The sequence below is a fragment of the Nonomuraea indica genome (genome assembly GCF_002850745.1).
In the GTDB taxonomy this organism is placed as follows: domain Bacteria; phylum Actinomycetota; class Actinomycetes; order Streptosporangiales; family Streptosporangiaceae; genus Nonomuraea; species Nonomuraea indica.
In genome coordinates this window covers 281,028-299,149 of sequence record NZ_KZ559473.1, presented here as the reverse complement: position 1 = coordinate 299,149, position 18,122 = coordinate 281,028, and the positions used below count along the sequence as shown (strand labels likewise).

Annotated in this window: 15 protein-coding genes; 6 read left to right on the top strand and 9 right to left on the bottom strand. The window is 73.4% G+C overall.

The genetic code is table 11. The annotated features are described in order from the left end of the window. Window positions 1-47: 47 nt before the first annotated feature. Genes CXR44_RS21975 through CXR44_RS21965 form a run of 3 tightly spaced genes read right to left on the bottom strand, consistent with a single transcriptional unit; the run spans window position 48 to window position 3,856 of the window. Window positions 48-419, bottom strand: a complete 372-nt coding sequence (locus CXR44_RS21975) for an AMP-binding protein (RefSeq protein ID WP_180903632.1) — start codon at window positions 417-419, stop codon at window positions 48-50. 55 nt (window positions 420-474) lie between these two features. Further along, entirely contained in the window at window positions 475-3,063 is a 2,589-nt protein-coding gene (locus CXR44_RS21970; RefSeq protein WP_101787960.1) for a helix-turn-helix transcriptional regulator, read from the bottom strand. A gap of 52 nt (window positions 3,064-3,115) precedes the next feature. Beyond that, window positions 3,116-3,856: an AMP-binding protein gene (locus CXR44_RS21965; RefSeq protein WP_180903631.1), complete on the bottom strand. Its 741-nt coding sequence runs from the start codon at window positions 3,854-3,856 to the stop codon at window positions 3,116-3,118. 232 nt (window positions 3,857-4,088) lie between these two features. Here CXR44_RS21965 and typA point away from each other — a divergent pair, with 232 nt between their 5' ends. Beyond that, a complete protein-coding gene (typA, locus tag CXR44_RS21960; protein WP_101787958.1) occupies window positions 4,089-5,939 on the top strand; it encodes a translational GTPase TypA in 1,851 nt (616 codons plus the stop codon). 92 nt (window positions 5,940-6,031) lie between these two features. Here typA and CXR44_RS21955 read toward each other — a convergent pair whose 3' ends face one another. Next, window positions 6,032-6,661, bottom strand: a complete 630-nt coding sequence (locus CXR44_RS21955) for a response regulator (RefSeq protein WP_101787957.1) — start codon at window positions 6,659-6,661, stop codon at window positions 6,032-6,034. Continuing rightward, complete coding sequence (locus tag CXR44_RS21950; protein WP_245899326.1) at window positions 6,577-7,704, bottom strand: sensor histidine kinase; 1,128 nt, start codon at window positions 7,702-7,704, stop codon at window positions 6,577-6,579. The genes CXR44_RS21955 and CXR44_RS21950 overlap by 85 nt, the downstream gene beginning before the upstream one ends. 126 nt (window positions 7,705-7,830) lie before the next feature. Here CXR44_RS21950 and CXR44_RS21945 point away from each other — a divergent pair, with 126 nt between their 5' ends. Continuing rightward, complete coding sequence (locus tag CXR44_RS21945; protein WP_101788066.1) at window positions 7,831-8,841, top strand: hypothetical protein; 1,011 nt, start codon at window positions 7,831-7,833, stop codon at window positions 8,839-8,841. Window positions 8,842-8,910: 69 nt separating this feature from the next. Then, complete coding sequence (locus CXR44_RS21940; RefSeq protein ID WP_101787955.1) at window positions 8,911-11,445, top strand: hypothetical protein; 2,535 nt, start codon at window positions 8,911-8,913, stop codon at window positions 11,443-11,445. Here CXR44_RS21940 and CXR44_RS21935 read toward each other — a convergent pair. From CXR44_RS21935 to CXR44_RS21925, 3 genes are read right to left on the bottom strand one after another with little or no spacing between them, the layout of a single operon-like run. Further along, window positions 11,408-12,952 carry a DUF2079 domain-containing protein gene (locus tag CXR44_RS21935; protein ID WP_245899310.1) on the bottom strand — a complete coding sequence of 515 codons (1,545 nt, stop codon included), beginning with the start codon at window positions 12,950-12,952 and terminating at the stop codon, window positions 11,408-11,410. The two genes, CXR44_RS21940 and CXR44_RS21935, sit on opposite strands and share 38 nt — an antisense overlap. Before the next feature lie 44 nt (window positions 12,953-12,996). After that, a complete protein-coding gene (locus CXR44_RS21930; RefSeq protein ID WP_101787954.1) occupies window positions 12,997-13,647 on the bottom strand; it encodes a DUF2461 domain-containing protein in 651 nt (216 codons plus the stop codon). 55 nt (window positions 13,648-13,702) lie between these two features. Next, window positions 13,703-14,278: a helix-turn-helix domain-containing protein gene (locus CXR44_RS21925; RefSeq protein ID WP_101787953.1), complete on the bottom strand. Its 576-nt coding sequence runs from the start codon at window positions 14,276-14,278 to the stop codon at window positions 13,703-13,705. A 91-nt stretch (window positions 14,279-14,369) separates the two neighbouring features. Between CXR44_RS21925 and CXR44_RS21920 the strand changes: the two genes are divergently transcribed. Together CXR44_RS21920 and CXR44_RS21915 are read left to right on the top strand one after the other, a co-directional pair. Then, entirely contained in the window at window positions 14,370-15,203 is an 834-nt protein-coding gene (locus CXR44_RS21920; protein WP_101787952.1) for a DMT family transporter, read from the top strand. A gap of 27 nt (window positions 15,204-15,230) precedes the next feature. After that, a complete protein-coding gene (locus tag CXR44_RS21915) occupies window positions 15,231-16,178 on the top strand; it encodes a sensor histidine kinase (RefSeq protein ID WP_101787951.1) in 948 nt (315 codons plus the stop codon). 10 nt (window positions 16,179-16,188) lie between these two features. Here CXR44_RS21915 and CXR44_RS21910 read toward each other — a convergent pair whose 3' ends face one another. Beyond that, entirely contained in the window at window positions 16,189-16,773 is a 585-nt protein-coding gene (locus CXR44_RS21910) for a sigma-70 family RNA polymerase sigma factor (RefSeq protein WP_101787950.1), read from the bottom strand. 247 nt (window positions 16,774-17,020) lie between these two features. Here CXR44_RS21910 and CXR44_RS21905 point away from each other — a divergent pair, with 247 nt between their 5' ends. After that, complete coding sequence (locus tag CXR44_RS21905) at window positions 17,021-18,094, top strand: PLP-dependent cysteine synthase family protein (protein WP_101788064.1); 1,074 nt, start codon at window positions 17,021-17,023, stop codon at window positions 18,092-18,094. Window positions 18,095-18,122: the final 28 nt, after the last annotated feature.

Below are 18,122 nucleotides of genomic sequence, written 5' to 3'. Positions count from 1 at the left end.
GCCATGGGCCACGCCGGCAGGACGCCGGGCCACGCCGCCACGTGCGCTCACGCGTCGGGGTGTGGGGCGTCCAGGTCGGCCACGCCCACCACCATCCGGACACGCGACCCGTCGGCCGCGTCCACGGCGTGCGGCAGATCGGAGATCATCAGCCGCGCGCGGCTGGCCAGGATGCGCCGGCGCAGGGCCGGAGCGTCCAGCTCGGGCGGCACCGGCCAGACGACGCCGCCCGCCGCGATCACCGCGTCGGTCGCCACCAGCAGGTCGGGCCCCACCGGCAGGCAGACGAGCACCGAATCGCCCGCCCGCACCCCGCGGCGCCGCAACTGCAGGGACGCGGCGGCCGACCGCGCGTCGAGCTGCCCTTCGGTGAGACCCAGCCCCGTGCCCGAGTCGACCATGACGATGCGCTCACCCATACACCCACGGTAGGCAGGACGTCTCATCCCGACATGGGGCGGAATATGCAGATGCCTATGCAGACACCCTCAGGTACTCGGCCGCCCACACCGCGATCTGTGCCCGGGAGGTGTGGCCCAGCTTGTCCATGATGTTGGCGATGTGCCGCGCCACCGTCGCCGGACTGATCACGAGCTCCTCGGCGATGGCCCGGTTGGACAGCCCCCGGGTCAGCAACGCGGCGATCTCCTGCTCGCGAGCCGTCAACGGCGAACCGGCACCGGCGGCGGAGAGAGCCGTGACCGCGCCGACCATCCCGGCGGCGACCGTCCCCACCGCCGACACCCCGGAGGGCGATCGGGCGGCCCTCGGGGACAGGACCTCGTCCGCGGCCCCCGTCACCTGCGGGGCGGGCGGGACGGCGCCGGGCAGGACCGTGGCGTCACCGGCGGGCGCCGCACCCTCCCGGCCGGCCGTGACGGCACCGTCGAGGACGTGGCGGGCGGCTTCGTCGGGGGCCATCGCCCTGCCCCGCGCCCAGAGCGCGACGGTACGGGCGTCACCGAGCTTGCCCCGGGCCCGGGCGAGCAGCCCCTCGGTGCGGCTGCTCACGCTGTGCTGGCGGATCTCCTCCCGCAGTCCCGCGGCCGCCGCGGCGGTCAGCACGGCGCCTTCGAGATCACCCTCGGCCTCGGCCAGCACCGACAGCCCGACCAGGCACCGGGCCACGCCCTGCCGCTGCCCGGTGCACCGGCTGAGCGCGAGGCTGCGGCCGAGGCGCTCCCTGGCCGCCGGGAACTCGTGCAGCATCGCCGCCACCCTGCCGCCGCGCGCGAGGCAGCGGGCCAGCTCCACGCCGCTGCCGAGCTCGCACAGCCACGGCACGGCCGTCTCGTAGTGGGACATCGCGGTCATGAGGTCGCCGCGCGCCTCGGCCACCGCGCCGAGCTGCGTCGCCGCCCTCGCCATGATCCACCGATGGCCGTGCTCGCCGGCCCGCCGCAGGGCCTCCTCGCCGTGCCGCTGGGCCTCGCGCAACCGCCCCCGGACGAGCGCCACGGCCGACAGCCCGGCCAGCCCGGAGGCCTGGTTCCACGGGTCGTCGCCGGCGTCGGCCAGCTCCAGGCCCTGCTGGGCGTGGAGCAGCGCCTCCTCCGGCCGCCCGAGGCGCAGCAGGACCATCACGAACAGGCTGTGCATCACGCCCATCGCGTACGGGCCGGCGCCGTCGAGCCCGTCAATGGCCTCCCGGGCCAGCCGCAGCGCGCGTTCGAGCTCGTCGCGCGCCTCCAGCCCGTAGGCGAGGTAGGCCTTGGCCTGGGCGACCTGCCAGCCGGGCACGCCGGACAGGTCGAGCGCGAGCAGCCGCTCGGCCCAGCCCACGATCTCCGTCAGGCCGCCGACCGGCAGCAGGCCCGTGCTGTGGAAGCACAGCTGGAGCCCGAGCGGCACGTTGCGGGACTCGACCGCCCAGTCGAGCGCCACCCGCAGGTCGTCGACCAGCGCGCGGCCGGCGCTCAGCGCGGCCAGCCGGCGCGGCCACGGCACGCGCGGCTCGACCAGCTCGGTGGTGAAGTGGCCGCGCTGCAGCTCGCACAGGGCGCCCAGGTGGCGGTCGCGGACCTCGTCGAGCTCACCCGCATCCGCCAGCCGCCCCGCCGCGAACCGTTTGATGGTCTCCAGCAGCCGGTAGCGCCTGCGGTCCTCGTCGCACTGCACCAGCGACTTGTCGACGAGGCCGCCCAGCAGCTCGACGATCTCCGCCGGGGCCAGGGGCGGGCCGGCGCAGACCCGCTCGGCCAGGTCGAGGTCGAACGCCCCGGCGAACACCGACAGCCGGCGCAGCAGCACCTGCTCGCGGGCCGGCAGCAGGTCGTGGCTCCACTCGACGGCCGCGAGCAGCGTGCGCTGCCTGGCGGGCGCCGTCCGGCCGCCCGTGGTCAGCAGGGAGAAACGGTCGTCGAGGCGGTCGGCGATCTGGCCGGGGCTGAGCATGCTCGTGCGCGCCGCGGCAAGCTCCAGCGCGAGCGGCAGCCCGTCGAGGGCCCGGCAGAGGCGCACGGTGTCGGCGAGGCTCTCCTCCCCCAGCCGGGTGCCGACGGCGGCGGCCCGGTCGAGGAACAGCCGCACCGCCTCCGCGAGCGGCGCGCCGGGACGGGGCGGGCCGGGCTCGGGCAGGTCGAGCGGTGGCACCCGCCAGACCAGCTCGCCGGCGATGCGCAACGGCTCCCTGCTGGTGGCCAGGATGCCGAGCCGCCGGCAGGCCGCCACCAGCCGGGCGCTCACCTCGGCGCACCGGTCGACCAGGTGCTCGCAGTTGTCGAGGACGAGCAGGCAGCGCGCGTCACCGAGCCGCGCGGCCACGGTGTCGAGCAGCGGCCGGCCGCTCTCCTCGCGCACGCCGAGGACTCTGGCCAGCTCCCGCTCGATCTGCTCGGCGTGGCCGATCCTGGCCAGCTCCACCAGCCAGACGCCCGCCGGATAAGCGGGCACGAGCCGGGCGGCCACGCGCAGGGCGAGGCGGGTCTTGCCGATGCCGCCGACTCCGCACAGTGTCACCACGCGCGTGTCGGCGAGCAGCTCGCACAGCTCGTCGAGATCTCTGTCCCGCCCGACGAAGCGGTTGGGCTCGGCCGGAAGGTTGTGCCTGGGGGGCTGCGGCATGTGGTCACCCTGCGTCGCGGAAGGATCACACTCTCCCACAGTCTCGCACTTTTCACAGGGCCAGCGAACCGGCCAGCGCCCTTTCGTCGACGACACGCAGCGACGGATCGCCGGCCAGCCGCCTCGCCAGCTCGAACGGGGCGACGGCGACGGTCGCGGCGTGCTCGTGGGCCAGCACGCGGCAGCCCGTCAGCGTCGGCTCCTGGGCGACCACCGCGTGCGCGCCCGACATCAGGGTCAGGTCGAGCACGCGCAACCCCTTGACGATGTCGCTCACCGCAGTGAGCACCACGTCGTCCTTGTCGAGGACGACGCGGGCGGACAGTGCGCGCAGGTCGTCAGCCAGCTCGTCGTGGTGCAGGACCCGCCCGCCGTCCACGCCGAGCGCGGGCCCGGCCAGCGGCCCGAACTCCACGGTCTGCTCCCCCACCAGCTCCGCGAACGGCGTCGCGCCCGGGACCGGCTCCAGGGAGAACACCCGCTCCACCTCGGCGGCGGGCGCGAGGCGGCGGTGGACGATCATCATGCGGGCGGCGCCCCGCGAGCCCAGCACGGCCACCCCGCCCGACCAGGCCACCGCGTGCACCGCCACGGCGAACCCGGCACCGAGCGGCACGTCGACGAGCACCCGGTCGCCGTAGCGCAGACCGTGCCGGCGCAGCCCGGCGGCCGCCCGGCTGACCCGCCGGGCGAAGGCCGCATGGGAGAGGACCTCGCCGGTGCGCACGTCGGTCACCGCGGGCTGGTCGCCGCGCGTCGGGGCCGCCCCCATCACCAGCTCTGTCCAGGTCATGTCGCCAAGGTAGGGACCCCGAGCCGCGCGGGCATGCGCACAAATGTGCAACCGCATATGTACGTGCGACGCCCACGGACCTCCGCAGGCCTCCGGGGACCTCCGCGGGCCCCCGGAGGTCGTCCGCGCCGCCGGAACGGGTGGACGCCGAGGGCATCAGAAGGGATCAACTAGACTTGATGGCGCCGCGACATCGCGCGGCGGCCCCCACGACACAGAGCGAGACGTCATCATGCCTTTGAACAGCCGCGACGACCTGCGGAACATCGCGATCATCGCGCACGTCGACCATGGCAAGACCACGCTGGTCGACGCCATGCTCTGGCAGTCCGGGGCCTTCCGCGCCAACCAGGACGTGGACGACCGGGTCATGGACTCCAACGACCTGGAGCGCGAGAAGGGCATCACCATTCTCGCCAAGAACACCGCCGTCCAGCACGGCGGCATGACCATCAACATCATCGACACCCCCGGCCACGCCGACTTCGGCGGCGAGGTCGAGCGCGGCCTGTCGATGGTCGACGGCGTCGTGCTGCTGGTCGACGCCTCCGAGGGGCCGCTGCCGCAGACCCGGTTCGTGCTGCGCAAGGCGCTGGCCGCGAAGATGCCGGTGATCCTGTGCATCAACAAGGTGGACCGGCCCGACGCCCGCATCAAGGAGGTCGTCGACGAGGTCTACGAGCTGTTCATGGACCTCGACGCCACCGAGGAGCAGATCGACTTCCCGATCGTCTACGCCTCGGCCAAGGCCGGCCGCGCCTCCCTCAACCGGCCCGAGGACGGCGGCATGCCCGACGCGGAGGACCTGGAGCCCCTGTTCGAGATCATCAAGTCGACGATCCCGGCTCCGACCTACGACCCCACCGCGCCGTTGCAGGCCCACGTCACCAACCTCGACGCCTCCTCCTACCTCGGCCGCATCGCGCTGTGCCGCATCCACCAGGGTGTGCTGCGCAAGGGGCAGCAGGTGGGCTGGTGCCGCACCGACGGCACGATCCAGCGCGTGAAGATCACCGAGCTGCTCATGACCGAGGCGCTGGAGCGCAAGCCCGCCGAGGAGGCCGGCCCCGGCGACATCATCGCCATCGCCGGCATCCCCGACATCATGATCGGTGAGACGCTGGCCGACCCCGACGACCCGCGCCCGCTGCCGCTGATCACCGTCGACGAGCCGGCCATCTCGATGACCATCGGCACCAACACCTCGCCGCTGGTCGGCAAGGTCAAGGGCTCCAAGGTCACCGCCCGCATGGTCAAGGACCGTCTCGACAAGGAGCTCGTCGGCAACGTCTCGCTGCGCGTGCTGCCCACCGACCGGCCCGACGCGTGGGAGGTGCAGGGCCGTGGCGAGCTGGCGCTGGCCATCCTGGTCGAGCAGATGCGGCGTGAGGGCTACGAGCTGACCGTCGGCAAGCCGCAGGTGGTCACCAAGACGGTCGACGGCAAGGTGCACGAGCCGGTCGAGCGCCTCACGGTCGACTGCCCGGAGGAATACCTGGGCGCGGTCACCCAGCTCCTCGCCGTCCGCAAGGGCCGCATGGAGCACATGACCAACCACGGCACGGGCTGGATCCGGATGGAGTTCGTGGTGCCGGCGCGCGGCCTGATCGGCTTCCGCACCGAGTTCCTCACCGAGACGCGCGGCACCGGCCTGGTGCACCACGTCTTCGACTCCTACGAGCCGTGGTTCGGCGAGCTGCGCACCCGCAACAACGGCTCGCTGGTGGCCGACCGGTCCGGCCCGGTCACCGCGTTCGCCATGCTCAACCTCCAGGAGCGCGGCACCCTGTTCGTCTCCCCCGGCACCGAGGTGTACGAGGGCATGATCATCGGCGAGAACTCCCGGTCCGACGACATGGACGTCAACATCACCAAGGAGAAGAAGCTCACCAACATGCGCTCCTCCACCAGCGAGGAGACCGAGAAGGTGATCCCGCCGCGCGTCCTGTCGCTGGAGCAGGCACTGGAGTTCATCCGCGAGGACGAGTGCGTGGAGATCACGCCCGAGGCGGTGCGCATCCGCAAGGTCGTCCTCGACGCCGCCACCCGCGGCCGCACGGCCGCCCGCGCCAAGCGCTCCTGACCCGAGCCGCCGGTCCGCGCACCCGCCGGAGCCGCCCCGAGCCGTCAGCACGGCCGGGGCGGCTTCCGGCGTTTCCGGACCGGTTCACCCGGTCACGGTTCGGCTCTGCCGGTGGCCCAGGCCCAGGCCGCGACGGCGACCCGGTTGCGCGCCCCGGTCTTGCGCTGGACGGCCGCGACGTGGTTCTTGACCGTGCCCGGGGAGAGGAAGAGCTCGGCCGCGATCTCGGCGTTGGTCCTGCCTCCCGCGAGCAGCCGCACGATCTCGTCCTCGCGCTCGGTCAGGACGACGTCGGACGTCTGCCGCGGCAGGCCCCGCTCGCGCAGCAGCCGGACGGTCAGTTGCGGGCTGATGAGCATGTCGCCGTTCATGGCGGCCCGGACCGCCTCGACGAGCAGGGCGGGGCCGGACCGCTTCAGCACGAACCCGGAGGCGCCGTGGCGCAGGGCGGTGTGCACGTACTCGTCGAGCCCGAACGTGGTGACGATCACCACGTGGATGCCGGTGCCGGCCAGGGCGCGGGCCACCTCGATGCCGTCGGCTCCCGGCATGCGGATGTCGGCGAGCACCACGTCGGGCCGGATCGCCGTGGCGGTGTCGATGGCGGTGCGGCCGTCGGCGGCCTCGGCGACGACGGTCATGTCGGGCTGGGCGTCGAGGATGATGCGGAAGGCACTGCGGATGCCTTCCTGGTCGTCGGCGATGAGGATGCGGGTGGCCACTCCAGCGATTGTGCCAGCGGCAGGCGGGCCGTCAGCCGCCACCCGCCGGGCAGGGGCCGCGCGGCCAGTTCGCCGCCCTGCGCCCGGACGAGCTCGGTCAGGGCGGGCAATCCCGACCCGCCGCGCCTGCCGCCGCGCGCGCGGCGCACGCCGTCGTTGGTCAGCGCGATCAGCAGTGCCCCTGACTCCGCTCCGACGTCCAGCTCGACGCGCCGCGCTCCGCCGGCGTGCCGCCGGACGTTGGTGAGTCCCTCGATCACGACGCGGTAGGCGAGTGCGGCGGTGTCCGCCGTGGCCGTCACGCCCGGCTCCATGCGCAGGTGGACCCGGGCCGGGCCGGCGGCCGAGAAACGCTCGGCCGCCTCGCGGATGCCGTCCAGGTCGCCGGGAGGTGTGCGGGACCCGTCGTGGCGCAGCGTGTCCAGGGTGCGGTCGAGCATCGCCAGGGCCCGCTGGCCCGCGGCCTCGACGCGTTCGAGCGCCTGCGACGGGTCTCCCCCGGCTCTGCCCGCCTGGGCGTGCGCCACCATCTCGCTGATGTCGTGCGCGACGAAGTCGTGCAGGTCCGCGGCCAGCCGCAGCCGCAGGTCGGTGCGCAGGCCGGCCAGGGCGCGGTCCTGCCGCGACTCCAGAACGCGCAGGTGGGCGCCCACCGCGGCGGCCAGCAGGGCGCCCAGCCCCCAGAACGCGGCCGCTCCCACTCCTTCGAGCGGTGATGCGGGCACGAAGAAGCGCAGCAGCCAGACGGCCGAGGCCAGGCCCGCCGCCAGCGCCGCCGGCGCGGCCCGCCGTGCCGGCACGTGGCGGACCACCAGGCCGGCCAGGGCCATCAGAGCGACGCTCTCGGCCATCGCGAGCGCTTCGGCCCCCGGGACGGGCCGCGCCGTGCCGGTGGCGAAGGCCAGGGTGACGGCCGCGGACACGGCCGCCGCCGCGTACGCCGGCGCGGGCAGTCGCGGCCTGAGCCGCGGCCGGGCCAGGGCGGTCACCGCCGCCGCTACGGGGAGCGACACCGACACCAGGGCGACGACCCACCAGATCATGCTCACCGGAGCAACGATACGTCCGGGTGAGGTCCGCCCCCAGGTGCCGAACGGCACGTTCGCCGGCGGGAAGGGGTGCCGAACGGCATCTGGGCCGGAGACCCGCCGCCCGGAACCGTGGTGGTCATGAGAACCGTCATTTCCGGCCGGTACGGCCATGCCGCGGCGTTGTGGGCGCTGGGCTACGGCGTGCTCGGCGTCGCGTGGGCGCTGGGGGCGCCCGGCTACCCCTGGGGCGCCGCCGATCCCGACCCCGATGGGGCGTTGTCCGTCCTGGCCGGCACGACACCGCGCTTCGGCTGGTGGATCGCCGCCTTCTCGCTGCTCACCGCTGTGACGGCGCTGGCGCTGACGCGCAGCGGCAGCCACCGCGCGCCCGTGTTCCTGGCTTGGCCGATCGCCGCGCTGCTGGTCCTGGTGATCCCCGACTCCCGCCTGATGATGGGTGTCGCCTATACGCCGCTGTTGCTGGTCGCCCCCGTCTTCGGCTGGGGCCTGGGCGGCGCCACCTTCGCCGACGCCTGGCCGTGGCCGGTGCTGAACCAGCTCGTGTGCGTGCTGGGCGGCCTGCTGCTGGCCGCCGCCGCGCTGGCCCGCACACGCCACCGGCAGCGCCGGAGCTGGTTCACGCCGGAGCGCGGGCGTATCGCGGTGTACGTGGCGGTCGCGGTGCCTCTGGTGTACTGCGCCACCCGGTGGGCGTGGGCGCTGGGCATCCCGCTCGGCGTGAGCGAGGAGTTCCTGGCCGAGGGCGAGGACGGCCTCTGGCTGGCCGGCGCCTATCTGGCGACCTTCGGCGCGTTCGGCGGCGTGCTCACCCTCGGGCTGACCCAGCGGTGGGGCGAGGTGTTCCCGCGCTGGATGTTCGGGCTGCGCGGCAGGCGCGTGCCGCCGCTGCTGGCGGTCATCCCGGCCGGGGCAGTCTCGATCATCGTCACGGTGGCCGGGCTCACCTACATCCGCTGGACCGTCGCGGGCCGGTTCGTGATGGCCGAATGGGGGGCGTGGCTGCCGGAATGCTTCTGGCCGATCTGGGGGGCCGCGCTGGCCACCGCCACGGTCGCCTACCATCGCCGCCGCACGGACGACAGCGCATCCCCGTACCCACCCAAACCCCGTCCAGTGCGGACATCTTGACAGGCGTCGTGACAACACTGTTACCGGTCGAGTGCGAACCTCGGCGCCCTCGCAGGGATCATCCACACTGTGGGGTACCTCCGGATCGTCCTGGCGTTCGGGCTGGCACTGCTCTCGGTGGGGGCCGTCGTGTGGTGCACGGCGACGGCACGGCCCGTGGGCGAACCTCGGCGGCCGGCGGTCGTCGCGCCGCCCGAGCCGTGGGAACCGGTCACGAACCCCTCAGGGCCCGAGGCGCCGCCCCAACGGGAGGCCACCACCGTGGTGACCGTCACCGGGGCCATGGAGTCCGACCTGGCCCGCGTGCCCGACGGGCGGCTGGACGAGCGGCGGCGGCAGGTGAAGGTGTCGATCACCCACCGGCTGCTGATGGACGCCGACGACCCGCTGGCCGCGACCCTGCGGCGGGGCAGCGGGTTCCCCGCGGGCATCCAGCGGTTCACCGACGACGGGTTCGGGCCGCTCAAGGTGGGCGGGACCGTGCTCGCGCCGACGACGCGGCGGGCGCCCGTGCTGACCACCGACGACGGGCGCACCACGGTCGAGTTCCGGGCGATGCTGCTGCGGCAGCTGGAGCCGGGCGGCCTGCTGGAGCTGTCGTTCGGGGCGCCCGCCACCAGCCCGCCGCTCGTCGGCGAGCGGATGGTGACGCTGCTTCCCGGCGAGTGGACCGTGCTGCGCACCTGGGGCATCCTGCCGTCGCGCGAGGAGCCGGACCGCCTGGAGTTCCGGGCGGGCGCGCACTCGGCGAACGTGACGCTGGCCCACGAGCGGCACGGGTTCCCCGACGTGCAGCGGGAGGACGACTTCTCGTGGGAGACCGCGCTCGGCGTGCTGACCGCCGTGGTGATGGTGGCGCTGCTGCTGCGCGCGCTCGGCCTGTCGTGGTGGGAGCGGGTGCCGAACCGCGAGCTCGCCGTCGGCCTGGCGCTCGCCGCTCCGGCGACCCTGGTCACGATCGTGGCGACGGAGTGGAAACCGGTCGCGTACGTGATCCTGTTCGTCGCGGTGCCGCTGCTGGCCGTACGACACGCGGGGCGGTCGCTGCCGACGAGCCCCCCGTGGACGGTGCGCGAGCTGCTGGGGGCGACCGCGCTGGGCGTCCTGCTGGCGGTGGGGATGCTGTCCTGGTCGTGGGTGCACGGGCAGCTGCCCGGCCGGACCCTGGTCGTCGGCGCGCTGGTGGCGGCGCTTTCGGCGGCCGGCGCGGCGGTGGCGTTCAGCGCCGACCTGGGCGTCCGCGCCGTGATCGTCCGGCTCGCCGTCCTGGCGGCCGGGGCCGGGGTGACCCTGCTCGCGGTGGCGCTGTGGGCCAAGGCGCTACTGACCGGGGCCTACCCGCCCGACAGCGTCCGGCTGGTGCTGGCGCTGGCGTGGGCGCTGATCCCGTTCTCCGCCGTGGCCGTGGCCACCCGGCAGTGGACGCACGGAGGGCTGCTGGCCGCCGTGGCGGCGAGCCTCATGGTGCAGGGCTGGCCGACGGAGTGGCTGGACGCCGGATCGTGGAGCCTGCCGCCGCTGTCCGTGGCGGAGCCGCCGAAGATCGGCATCCTGGTGCTGGACCCGCTGACGCGGGGGCTGATCGGGCTGCTGCTGCTCGGGTTCGCACTGCTGGTGCTGCGGCTGCGGCGCCTCGGCGACACGGTCTCGGCGATCACCAACTCCTCGGCCGAGGCCACCATGATCGTCTGCCTGATGGTGCTGTACCTCACGCCGCGGGGCAGCATCACGATCGCCGGCAGCAACGTGCCGCTGCCGCTGCTGTCAATCACCTCGATCGTCGCCTGGATCGCGGTCCGGTGGCTGCTCGTGACCCCGCACCCGGCGATCGTCGAGCCCTCCTCGGCCGACGAGCATCGCGAACTGGTCAGGAAAGCCCTGCACAAGCGGCTGCTGCTCGTCTCGGAGCAGGAGCTCTACCGCATCGGCCGGGGCCGGATCGGCGCGGGCGAGATGTCGATGGCGGAGTTCGACAGCCGCCGCCACGACCTGGAGGAGGCGCTGCGGCTGCACGGGCGCGACCCCGAGACGGCCTTCGCCACGGCCGCCGGCTGCCCGCCGTGGGTCAACGGCGTGTACGGGTTCGTGGTCGGGCTGCTGCTGAGCCTGCCGTTCGCGTTCCTGTACGGCTGGCCGTCGGGCGTGGACCTGAGCAGTTTCGTCTTCGACACCCGCTACCTGCTCACGCTGCCGGCCTTCGGGTTCCTGTTCGGCTACTTCTACCCGCGGGTGCGCGGCACCCAGCCGATGACCAAGGCGCTGCACCTCATGGCCGCCGCGCTGCTCACCGAGCTGTCCGGGTACGTCTCGACGCTCGTCGAACCCGACATCGGCGTCATGGACAAGGTGCAGGCGGTGGCCATCGTCGGGGGCCAGGGGGCGCTGGTGTGCATCGGGCTGGGGCTGACGTGGGAGTGGCGCCTGATGTACCTGGCGGGCGAGCCGTGGGGGCGGGTGCGCAACATCCGCAGCCTGCGCAGCCTGGCCACGCCGCTCCTGGCGATCGTCATCGCGGTCGTCACCACGGCCGCCACCTCGGCGGCCGGCCAGACGGTCGAGCGGATCCTCAGGGGCGACGACCATCTGACGAGCGCCCCGCGGTGAGCACGACGTACCCCTCGCGCTCGAATCTCACCTGGTAGCCGCGCTCGACGAGCATCCGGACGCGCGCCCGCTGCTCGGCCACGTCCCGGAACGGGAACGTCCTGCGTCCCACGTCGGCCACCACCCACGGCGCCCAGCGTGGCGTGCGGTCCCACAGCAGCACGGTGCCGCGCCCGGACAGCGCGGGCGCCAGGTTGTTGGCCGCCTCGACGAGCGCGCGGTCGGGCACCACGGCGACGGCCTCGGCCGCGGCGCGCTGCCGGGCGTCGTGGCGGTAGGTCGCGGGGTCGGCGAGGTCGGACAGCGAGAAGAACGGCACGGTCACGACCGCGAACGCCGCAGCCCCGGCCGCCCACGCGGTGACCGTCCGCCCGGCCGCTGCCGGCCCGCCCCGCTCACGTGTCCGCCGCTCCCGCAGCCGCCGCACCCCGTCCACCCCGGCCGCGAGGACGACGACGATCACGAACGCGTTGTAGTGGTACTCGGGAACCCACCAGTTGGGGAACGAGCTGGCCAGCATGCGCTCCGCCAGCAGCGGCACCGCCGCGAGCATGAGCGGCGAGAGCAGCGCGGCCAGCAGCGTGGTGCCCAGCAGCAGCGCCAGTGTGAGCAGCTTCACGGGCGGGGTGCCGAGCTGGGCGAGCACGGCGAGCGGGTCGGTCAGCGCGGTGCGGACGACGGCCGGCGCGTCGGCCCCCAGCGCGCCGTACGCCCAGTAGTAGTCGGCCCGCCCGCCGAACAGCGGGATCAGCACCTGGGACGCCAGCCAGGTGAACCCCAGCCCGCCCACCAGGAACGACGCTCCCAGCGACCGCCAGCCGCGCTGCCCCACCAGCACCACGCCGAACCCGGCCACCAGCAGTCCCATGTCCTCCTTGACGCAGAGCAGCGCCAGCGCGGCCAGCGCCACGTGCGCGCGCCGGCCCGCCTGCCGGCGTTCGAGCAGCAAGGCGGTCAGCAGCGGCGCGAACGCGGCCTCGTGGAAGTCGAACGCCGCCGTCTCCACGACAGGCCACGACAGCACGTACGCCACCGCAACCAGATGGGCCGCCGCCGAGCCGCCGAGCGCCCGCCGGGCGAACACCCACAGCGGCACCGCCGCCCCCGCCAGCAGCACCGCCTGGGCGACGAGCAGCGTCTCGGGCCCGTCGTGGATCCAGTAGAGGGGGGCGAGCACGGCCAGGATCGGCGACCAGTGGTCGCCCAGCACGGAGAAGTGCGGGCCGAAGTCGTTGTGGACGCCCTTGACGATCGCCACGGGCAGCCCGAACCGCGCGTAGGACCGGACCGCCTGGTCGAAGATGACCAGGTCGTAGGCGCCGGCCCGGAAGCCGGCGAGCTTGGCGAGCGAGAGCACGGCGTATCCGACGGCCGCCACGCCGGTGATCACGGCCACCACCGCCCGGTCCCGCCGCCACCACGGCCGGGCGTCCGCGCGCCGCGCCTCGCCGGCGCTCCGCCGGACCACGCCGTCACGGGTGCCAGTGTGCTCCCCGCTCGCCGTCACGACCCCTCCACGCCCTTCCGCCGCCGGTCGGAACCTCCCCCGCGTCAGCGGCGCGGCAGCTCGCTGCCCCGTACGTGCGCGCACAGCCAGCCGACCAGCGGCTCGAAGGCGTGCCAGCACTCCCGCACCCGCTGCGCCACCTCCGCGGTGTGCACCCACGGCGCCGGCTCGTAGCGGCGACCGGCGTACAGGGACCTGTGGCGCAGCAGCTCGATGCGCGGGTGGTCGTCGGCGAAGCCGCGCGGCCTGGTCTTGAGCCGGTCGCCCTCGACGGCGTAGCCCGCCGACCTCAGCGCGGTCACCACGGCCTCCAGGGGCTCGCCGGTGAGGTCCTCGTCCACGGCGGCGCGGTAGCGGGCGATCTGGTCGGGCGCCTGACTGTAGAGGCCGCCCGCGACCCAGAGGCCGTCGACGTCGATCTGGACGTAGAGCCCGATGCCGGGCTGCCCTTCGACGAAGGCCCCCTGGTGGGTCTTGTACGGCGACTTGTCCTTGGCGTAGCGGACGTCGCGGTGCGGCCGGAACAGGTGGGCCGGCCCGAACTCCCCGGCGAGCTCCTCCGCCAGGGCGAGCATGGGCGCGCGCACGGCCTCCTCGTAGAGGTGCCTGTGGCGGGTGAAGTAGGTCTTGGAGTTGTCCGCCTCGAGGCCCTCGTAGAACAGGAAAGCCTCGTCGGGGAAGCCGCTGAAACCCATGGGTCCAAGCCTCCCACGCCGTGCCGGCGGTCACCGCTCGCGGGCGGCCGGAGGCTCATGCGTCGAGCGCCTCCCGCGGCTCGGCGACGGCCATGATGAGCCGCAGGTCCTCCTCGCCCGCGTTGGCGTAGCGGTGCGGCCGGTCGGCGGCGAAGAGCACGGCCGCGCCGGCCGTGACCAGGTGGCTGCGGCCGTACACGGTCAGGGTCAGCTCGCCGGTGAGCACGGTGAGCATCTCGCGGGTGCCCGGCGGGTGGGCGTCGCCGTCGTGGTGCTCGCCAGGCGGGATCCGCCAGTCCCACAGCTCCAGGATCATCGGCGACTCGGCGCCGACGAGCAGCCGCGCCTGCACGTCGCCCTGCTCGAAGGTGACCACGTCGGACGGCTCGACCACCCTGACCACCGGGACGTCGGACACCTCGACCAGCCTGGCGACGGTCACGCCGAGGGCGGAGGCGATGCGGGTGAGCGTGGAGACGCTCGGGTTGGTCCTGCCCTGCTCGACCTGCACCAGCATGCCGCGGCTGACGCCGGAGCGGGCGGCCAGCGCGTCGAGCGTCAGCCCGCGGTGCGAGCGCTGGGCCCGCACGTTGTTGGCGATGGCCTGCGTGATGGTCTCCGGGTCCTCCATGAGGACAGTGTAGTGACCTCGGTGTGCACTGAGTTGAACTTAATGTGTTGTACTAGGAGTGCAACCGAGTGAACTACGAACGGATGGCGACGTGACTGCGGTGGTCCTGGCGACGGCGTGCGCGCTGGTGTACGGAACGGCCGACTTCCTCGGCGGGCTGGCCACCCGGCGCTCGCGGGTGCTGCCGGTCGTGGCGCTGTCGCAGGTCGCCGGCCTGGTGCTGGTCCTCGCCCTGCTGCCGCTGCTGCCCGGCGCGCTCACCGGCGAGGCGCTGCTGTGGGGGCTCGGCGCGGGCCTGGCCGGGGCCGGCGGGCTGGTGCTGTTCTACCGGGCGCTCGCCACGGGCGTCATGTCGGTGGTCGCCCCCGTCGCGGCGGTGACCTCGGCGGCGCTCCCCGTGCTGTTCGGGCTGGCGACCGGTGACCGCCCGGAGCCGGCGGCGCTCGCCGGGGTGGCGCTCGCGCTCGGCGCGGTGCTGCTCGTCAGCCAGGACCGGTCGGCCGCCAGGGGTGGCTCGGTCGGCTCGGTGCTCGTCGCGCTGGCGGCCGGGGCCGGCTTCGGCGGCTTCTTCGTGCTGCTCGCCATGGCCCCGGACGGCTCCGGCCTGTGGCCGCTGGTGGGCGCGCGGCTGTCGTCCGTGACGCTGGTGGCGCTGGTCGCCGTCGCCACCGGCCGGGCGCTGCGGCCCGGTCGCGGGGCACTGCGGGTGATCATCGCGGCGGGCGTGCTCGACATGGCGGCCAACGTCCTCTACCTGCTCGCCCAGCGCCAGGGCATGCTGAGCCTGGTGGCCGTGCTGGTCTCCCTCTACCCGGCCAGCACGCTGCTGCTGGCCCGGCAGGTGCTCGGCGAACGGCTGCACCCGATCCAGATCACCGGCGTGGCCTGCGCACTCGGGGCGGTGGCCCTCATAGCCGTTGCATAACACGCAAGCGCTTGCTACCTTTCGCCCGTGCGCCCAGGCCGGCCCCCACCCGAGGGCGAGTCGTCGCGGCATGTCGCGTTGCCGTACGACTCCGACGAGCGGTTCACCGCCCTGGTGCTGCCGGGCGTGCGCGAGGCCCTCGACGACGGCAGGCGGGTGCTCGTCGTCACCTGCACGGCCAAGCTCGCCCTGCTGACCGAGGCACTCGGCCGCGACGCGGGCCGGATCGACGGCAGGATCGCGGCCTCCTGGTACACCCATCCGCAGCGGACGCTGGCCGCGTACCACGAGTACGCGACGGAGGGGCGGGCCCTCATCGTGGGCGAGCCCATCTGGACGGGCCGCGGCGAGCGGGAGACGCGGGCGTGGATCCGCTACGAGTCGGTGCTCAACGTGGCACTGCGCGACACGGCGGCGTGGCTGCTGTGTCCCTACGACCGCCACCGGGTGCCCCCTGAGGTGCTCGCGCACGTGGAGCGCACCCACCCCCTCGTGCTCGGCCCGCACGGCGAGGCGGCGAGCGGGGCGTACGTCCGGCCGCACGAGCTGGTGCTCGACGGCGACCACGCGCCGCTGCCGGACCCGGGCGGGCGGGTGGAGTCGCTGCGCTTCACCGCCCCCGAGCTGAAGGCGCTCAGGCACGCGGTCGGCGACTACGCCAGAGCGGCCGGGATGGACCGCGACCTGGTCGCGTCGCTGGTGCTGGGAGTCTCGGAGATCGCCGCCAACAGCGTCGAGCACGGCGCCGGGCACGGGACGATCAGGATGTGGGTCAACGGAAGGGAGCTGGTCTGCGAGATCGCCGACACGGGTGGCGCGCTGGACGACCCGCTGCCCGGCTACCTGCCGCCGGAGCCCGAGGCCTCACGGGGGTACGGGCTCTGGATCAGCAGGCAGCTCTGCGACCACGTCGAGTTGCGCGCCGACCGGGGGACGCTGCGCGTCCGCCTGCACATGCGCCTGAGCGCCGGATGAGACCGGCGGCTCAGGCCGCGCTCTGCGCGGGGACGCGGATGGCGCCCTCCTCGCGGGCGTACGACTCGAGCATCCCGCGAAGCTGGCGGCGGCCACGGTGCAGACGGGACATCACCGTGCCGATCGGGGTGCCCATGCGCTCGGCGATCTCCTTGTAGGGGAAGCCCTCGACGTCCGCCAGGTAGACGGCGACGCGGAAGTCCTCGGGGAGCGAGCGGAGGGCGTTCATCACGACACTGTCCGGCAGCCGGTCGAGCGCCTCCATCTCGGCCGACTTCAGGCCGGTGGAGGAGTGCGACTCGGCCGCGTGCAGCTGCCAGTCCTCGACGTCCTCGGCGGCGGACAGTTTGGGAGAACGCTGCCGCTTGCGGTAGTCGTTGATGAAGTTGTTGGTGAGGATACGGTGCAGCCAGGCCTTGAGGTTGGTGCCCTCGCGGAACTGGTGGTAGGAGGTGTAGGCCTTGGCGACCGTCTCCTGGACGAGATCCTCCGCGTCGGCCGTGTTGCGGGTCAGGCGCATCGCGGAGGCGAAAAGCTGCGACGTCACGGGCACGACGTCGCGCTCGAACCAGTCCTGACGCTGCTCGTCGGTCATAGTGATCAAGTCATATCCCCCTAGCGCTGTATCCCCATCCCGGCACAGGCCGCCGATAGTAGATCCATGATGGCAACGCGCCCGTAAGGGCGGCGTTAGCGGTTACGCCTGGTCAGAGAGGTGAAGAGTCCATCTGGCTCGCGGCGTGCGTTATCACGTCCACGGCTGGACTTGTCTCATTACCATAACACTGCCCTTCCGATTTGCCAGAAAAAGTGGCAAGAGTCACATGAGATAGCGTATGACCATGGATTTTGTCGATCGTCATGACACCGGCACGCGTCACTGGGTGGCGGAGGCCATCCGCAAGGTGGAGGCCGACGCCAACCGGAGCTGTGACACGCACCTGCATGTCTTTCCGCTGCCCCCGCAGTGGGGGGTAAACCTCTACTTGAAAGACGAGTCGGTGCACCCCACCGGTTCACTCAAGCACCGGCTGGCCCGCTCCCTGTTCCTGTACGGCCTGGCCAACGGCTGGATCGGTCCCACCACCACGATCGTCGAGGCGTCCAGCGGGTCGACGGCGGTGAGCGAGGCGTACTTCGCGAGGCTGCTCGGCCTGCCGTTCATCGCGGTGATGCCCGCCTCCACCTCGCCGGAGAAGTGTCACCTGATCGAGTTCTACGGCGGCAAGTGTCATCTGGTCGACGACCCCACCACGATCTACGAGGAGTCGCACCGGCTCGCCGCCGAGACGGGCGGCCACTTCATGGACCAGTTCACCTACGCCGAGCGGGCGACGGACTGGCGGGGCAACAACAACATCGCCGAGTCGATCTTCTCGCAGATGGCGCTGGAGCCGCATCCGGTGCCCACCTGGATCGTCGTCGGCGCCGGCACCGGCGGCACGTCCTCCACGATCGGCCGCTACCTCCGCTACCGCCGCCACCCCACGCGCCTGGCCGTCGCCGATCCGGAGGGTTCGGCCTTCTACCCGAGCTGGGTCTCCGGCGACCCCTCGGTCACCGCCCGCGGCTCGCGCATCGAGGGCATCGGCCGCCCCCGGGTGGAGCCGTCGTTCCAGCCGACCGTGATCGACCGGATGGTGGCCGTGCCCGACGCCCGGTCCATCGCCGCCATGCACTGGGTGCGCGAGGTGACCGGCCGCGACGTCGGCGGGTCCACCGGCACCAACGTCGCCGCCTGCGTCGAGCTGATCAAGGAGATGCGCGAGGCCGGGGAGCGCGGCAGCGTCGTCACCCTCATCTGCGACGGCGGCGAGAGATACCGGGGCACCTACTGCGACCCGGCCTGGCTCGCCGCCCAGGGCCTCGACGTCCACCCGCACCTGGCCGACCTGCGTGCCTTCCTGCCCGGGTGACGCCCGTCGAGGCCCGCTCGGAGGCCGG